The organism is Mesorhizobium sp. M4A.F.Ca.ET.020.02.1.1, from assembly GCF_004022645.1.
In the GTDB taxonomy this organism is placed as follows: Bacteria; Pseudomonadota; Alphaproteobacteria; order Rhizobiales; family Rhizobiaceae; genus Mesorhizobium.
Map to the genome: position 1 here is coordinate 1 of NZ_RZOI01000537.1, position 4,301 is coordinate 4,301.

Consider the following 4,301-nt stretch of genomic DNA (forward strand, 5'->3'; position numbering starts at 1 on the left):
CCCCCGCGCCGACCAGGCGGCGCTGGAGGACGCCTTCCGGCTGACCGGCTTCTTCTTCACCCGCCATGTCTACGAGCCGCGCGGCCTCGATCCGCCCGACGCCCGCGCCGGTTTCCTCACCGCGCTCAGACGGCATCATGCGGCCGGCAAGGCGATCGCCGGAGAGTAGCGCTTGCGCCTAGCCGGCGTTTTGCCGCTGCATGAAATCGTCGAGCATGGCGCGCTGGCCTTTCAGGATCTTGAGCCCGGCCTCCGGCAACGAAAACCACCCGGCCTTGTCCACTTCGGGGAATTCTTTCAGGGAGCCCGACCTCGGCGGCCACTCCATGGTGAACTTGTTGCTTCTGACGGCGTCCGCATCGACGTCCGATTCCACGCTCCATGCCGTCACGATCTTGCCGCCCGGCTGCCGATAGCTGCCGACCGGCTCGAAATGTCCATCGATCGCGATGCCGAGTTCCTCCACGGCCTCACGTCGCGCGGCTGCGAGTTCATCCTCGCTCTCGTCGACCAGCCCCTTCGGGATCGACCACGCCCCTTCATCCTTTCTTGCCCAGAACGGTCCGCCGGGATGGACAAGCAGAATTTCGAAAACCCCGCCGGTGCGCCTGTAGATCAGCAGGCCCGCGCTTCGTTGCGGCATTGGTCATCCTCATCAAGTCTGGCCGACACTAGCATGAGTACTTGCGGCACGTGCCACGCAAGCTCGCTTTGCAGGCTTATTCCTGGCCGCCTTGACACCGCGGCATTGGATAAAGGCAGCAAGCTGCTGGCATTTGGTCCTGAAACATGCTCGATCTTTGCTGTCGCCGATCCGGCGGCGCGTTTGCCTGGAGGAACCGGCCGTCTGGCCGCCGCAATTGTCAGTGACAACCGGCCTGGTTTGGGGGAACCGCCATGTTTGAAAGCCTGATCGGCCTTGCCGCCATCATCGCCCTTTTCGTCATCATCTCGCGCCAGCAGAGCCGCATCGGCCTGATCGAGCGCGAGCTTGGCGCACTGCGCAGCCTTGTGCTGTCGGGCGCCGTGCCGCCGGCCGCCAGGCTGGCCGAACAGCCGCAAGCCGACGGCAAGCCGGCCGAGGCGGTCACGGCCGAAGTCGCGTCTCCTCCTGTGGCGGATGATGTGCCCGCCGAAGCGCCGGCGGCGCAGGCCGCCGCTGCCGTGGGCGAGGTCGTTTCCGGACCCTGGGCCAAGGACGAGGCGCCGACAGCGGCGGAACCTGCGGCAGGCCCCGCCGAGGCCGCACAACCGGCGAAGGCCGCGCGGCAGACCGACGTCGAGACCGCGCTCGGCACCCGCTGGGCGGTCTGGGTCGGCGGCATCGCGCTGGCGCTCGGCGGCCTGTTCCTGATCCGCTATACCATCGAAGCCGGCATTTTCGGCCCCGGCGTGCGCCTCACCATGGCCGGCATTCTCGGCCTGGTGCTAGTCGGCGGTGGCGAATTCATCCGCCGCACCGGCTTCAAGGTGCCAGTGCAGGGTGCCGCCGGCGCTTATATCCCGGCGATCCTGACGGCGGCCGGCGCCTTCATCCTGTTCGGCACCATCTATGCCGCGCATGGCATTTACGGCTTCATCGGTCCGGCGCTGGCCTTCACGCTTCTCGGCGCCATCGGCGTCGCCACTATCTCCGCTTCGCTGGTCCATGGCCTGGCGCTGGCCGGCATCGGCCTGATCGGCGCCATGGCGACGCCGGCGCTCGTCTCCTCTCAGGCGCCCAATCCCTGGGCGCTGTTCGTCTATCTGGCGATCGTGCTTGCCGCCACCGCGGCGATTGCCCGCCTGCGCGACTGGAAGGCGCTCGCCGCGGCGGCCTTCGTCGGCACCGGCCTCTGGACCATCCTCTACATGGCCAACACGCCCGCTGCGAACCTGTCGGCCATCCTGTTCATCAATGCCGCGACGCTGGCGGTGCTCGCGTTCGTCTGGCTGGGCGCCCGCGGTGCCGAAGCCGAATCCTCCGGCGGTTTCGACTGGCCGTCGATCGCGCCCGCTATTTTCGTCGGGCTTTCGGCGCTCGGGCTTTCGGTCGACCCGGCCTTCATAGTTGCCGGCGATGCCCTGGCGGGCGCCGCGCTCCTTGCCGCTATGCTGGCGGTGGCACTCTATCAACCGCGCGCGCTGCCGCTTCTCCATGCCGCCGGCCTGGTGACGGCGATGATCTATCTCGGCATCATCCCGCCGACCTCGATCGGTTCCGAGTTCGTCGGCGGCAGCCTCGGCGTTGACGGCCAGCCGGTGGTGGTGTCCGATCAGTTGACGCGCAACATCGGCGTCGGGCTCGGCCTGCTGTTCATCGCCGCCGGCTTCTGGGCCGCGCATCGATGGGTGGCAACCGGCCGCATCCGGTCGGCGTCCTGGGCGGCCTGGGGCGTGATCGCGCCGTTGGTCGTGCTCACGGCGCTATGGTTCACATTCGGTAATCTCGACCGCGACTTCCTCTACGCTGCGGTCGCGGTCCTTCTGGTCGTGGCCTTCGCCGCCAGCGGTGAATGGATCGCGCGCGCCGAGGAGCCGCCGCTCAAGGGAGACGTCGCCGTCTCCTTCGCGCTCGGCGGCGCAGCGATCGCCGCCCTGTTGATGCTGCACATGGCCTTCGGCTCCGGCTGGACCACCTTGCTTGTCGGCGCCGCGGCCGTCGTACCGGCGCTGGCGACCCGCTGGCGGTCCTATCCGGTGCTCGGCTGGATTTCGGTTGGCGCCGTCGTCGCCACGCTTGGCCGCGTCGCCTACGACCCGACCATCGTCGGCGCTGCATCGCTGTCGACGACGCCTGTCTTCAACTGGCTGCTGCCGGGCTACGGCGTGCCGGCGCTGGCCTTCGGCTTCGCCGCCTGGCAGCTCGCCCGCACCACAAACGGCCGGCCGCGCCTGGCGATGGAAGCGGGGGCAGCGCTCTTCGCGCTGCTCACGCTCGCCATATTGGTGCGCCACGCCATGCATGGCGGTGTGCTGGACACCGGCACGGTCCCGCTCGCCGAACAGGCGATCTACACGCTGATCGCGCTTGGCGCCGGCGCCATCCTGGTCGCCATAGACAGGCGCTCGCCGAGCTCGGTGCTGCGCTACGGCTCGATGGCCGTCGGCGTGCTCTCCGTCGCCTTCGTCGCCGTCCGGCATTTCGTGGTGCTGAACCCGCTGTTCACCGACGAATCGACCGGGACGATCCCGGTGTTCAACCTCCTGTTCCTCGCCTATCTCCTGCCGGCGGTCGCCACCGGCGCGCTGGCGCTCTACGTCCGCGACAAGCGCCCCCGCTGGTATGCGCAGATGCTGGCGCTGGTCGCCTCGCTGCTCGCCTTCGCCTATGCGACGCTGTCGGTCAGGCGGCTGTTCAAAGGCGAGTTCATCGGGTTGTGGAGCGGGCTCGGCCAGGTGGAGACCTACACCTATTCAGCGCTCTGGCTGGCCATCGGTGTCGCGCTGCTGACCGCCGGAGTGTGGCTGAAATCGCAGGTGCTGCGCGTCGCATCCGCAGCGCTGATCGCGATCGCCGTGCTGAAGGTCTTCCTGTTTGACATGTCGGAGCTGGAAGGCGTGCTCAGGGCCCTGTCCTTTATCGGCCTCGGCGCCGTGCTGATCGGCATCGGCCTCTTCTACCAGCGGCTGCTGACGCGCGCGGCGAATGAGAAGGCGGAACAAGCAGAAACGATCGGCTAGCCGGGAATAAATCCGCACCCACCAGCGTTCATTCCATTGCTTGGGTGACCGGAGCGGTGGACCGCTTCGCGCTGGCTGCTTGCGCCGCGCCGGAAAGGCGCGTTCAATCTGGATGGGAAACGACCTCGAAAACCAGCGGTCATGGACGAAAAGAAGGCAGCGATCCTTGGCGAAATTCCGCGTTTGCGCCGCTACGCGCGCTCGCTGCTGCGCGACCGCGATTCCGCCGACGACCTCGTCCAGGACTGCCTCGAGCGGGCGCTGGTGAGGCTTGACAACTGGCAGACGGGAGAAAGCCCCAGGAGGTGGCTGTTTACGATCATGCATCATCTGTTCATCGACCAGATGCGCAAGGTGAACCGGCGCGGCGAGGCGGCGATGCTGCCGCTCGAGGCCGGTGAGGCGCAGGCCGCTCCCGCCGATCAGGTTGGGAGCATCGCCTCGCGCGAGATCATGGATGCCTTGCAGGCGATCAGCCCCGATCGCCGCGCAGCCCTGGTCATGGTGGCGATCGAAGGGTTTTCCTATGCCGAGGCGGCCAATATCCTCGGCGTGCCTGCCGGCACGCTGATGTCGCGCATCGCGCGCGGGCGCGAGGAACTGCGTGGCCTGCTGGATGACACGGCGCGCCGCCGCTC

At 67.8% G+C, this 4,301-nt stretch carries 3 protein-coding genes and 1 pseudogene; 3 read left to right on the forward strand and 1 reads right to left on the reverse strand.

Annotated elements, in window-relative coordinates; genetic code table 11:
- Nucleotides 1-169: pseudogene (locus EN742_RS26070) on the forward strand (DNA repair protein RecO); the annotation flags it as partial.
- 9 nt (nucleotides 170-178) lie between these two features.
- Here EN742_RS26070 and EN742_RS26075 read toward each other — a convergent pair.
- Nucleotides 179-643, reverse strand: coding sequence for an NUDIX domain-containing protein (locus EN742_RS26075; RefSeq protein ID WP_127405450.1), 465 nt, complete (start codon nucleotides 641-643; stop codon nucleotides 179-181).
- 254 nt (nucleotides 644-897) lie between these two features.
- Between EN742_RS26075 and EN742_RS26080 the strand changes: the two genes are divergently transcribed.
- Nucleotides 898-3,663 carry a DUF2339 domain-containing protein gene (locus tag EN742_RS26080; RefSeq protein WP_128333447.1) on the forward strand — a complete coding sequence of 922 codons (2,766 nt, stop codon included), beginning with the start codon at nucleotides 898-900 and terminating at the stop codon, nucleotides 3,661-3,663.
- 141 nt (nucleotides 3,664-3,804) lie between these two features.
- Nucleotides 3,805-4,301: RNA polymerase sigma factor (locus tag EN742_RS26085; protein WP_148670256.1), on the forward strand; the 497-nt coding region annotated here is incomplete at its 3' end.

Excerpts from the sequence above, each read along its gene's own strand:
- EN742_RS26075 (WP_127405450.1), bottom strand. The coding sequence starts at position 643 with ATGCCGCAACGAAGCGCGGGCCTGCTGATCTACAGGCGCACCGGCGGG.
- EN742_RS26080 (WP_128333447.1), top strand. The coding sequence starts at position 898 with ATGTTTGAAAGCCTGATCGGCCTTGCCGCCATCATCGCCCTTTTCGTC.